General features: G+C 40.4%; 1 protein-coding gene. It reads right to left on the bottom strand.

Annotated elements, in window-relative coordinates; all coding sequences use genetic code 11:
* Positions 1–599: condensation domain-containing protein (locus FLA105534_RS00180; RefSeq protein WP_173964037.1), on the bottom strand; the 599-nt coding region annotated here is incomplete at both ends.

Below are 599 nucleotides of genomic sequence, written 5' to 3'. Positions count from 1 at the left end.
TTTTCTCTTGCACTATAGTCCTGCTCTGCTATCGTAAAGTTGACTTGCTCTGTGGGTACGATGTATTGTCGAACATCTCCGGACTGATCTGTTTTGAAATTGGTTCTCAAAATTTCATGACGAGCGATCAATCGTTTAAACGATTCTTCAAATTTAGTCCCATCAACAACTCCGGTTAGTTTGACTGCCGCTGGCATATTATACGCCAGTGAACCGCCTTCCAACTGGCTCAAAATCCAAAGTCGGCTTTGTGAAGAGGTCAACGGATAAGATGCTGCTTCTGTTGCTGTGGGGATTGCTATAAAATTCTTCTCCTGTAATTCCTTACTCAAGCCTTCTATTGTTGGATTGGCAAAAAACACCTTAAAAGAGACTGTTTTTCCTAATTGCTTATGTGTACGGTTGATCACCTGAGCGATGATCAGACTATGTCCTCCTAACTCAAAGAAATTATCGGTTATCCCGATTTGCTCTATTCCTAAAACTTCCTGCCATATTAGAACCAAATTTTCTTCGGTTTTGTTTCTTGGACCTACATACTCTTTTCTTATGACATCTTCTACAGAGATACCAGGCAAGGCATTTCTGTCTATTTTTCC

Origin of the sequence: Flavobacterium collinsii (assembly GCF_902804485.1) — a bacterium.
Lineage (GTDB): Bacteria > Bacteroidota > Bacteroidia > Flavobacteriales > Flavobacteriaceae > Flavobacterium > Flavobacterium collinsii.
Note: the sequence above shows the minus strand (reverse complement) of the source record. Positions and strands in the feature narration are given on the sequence as shown.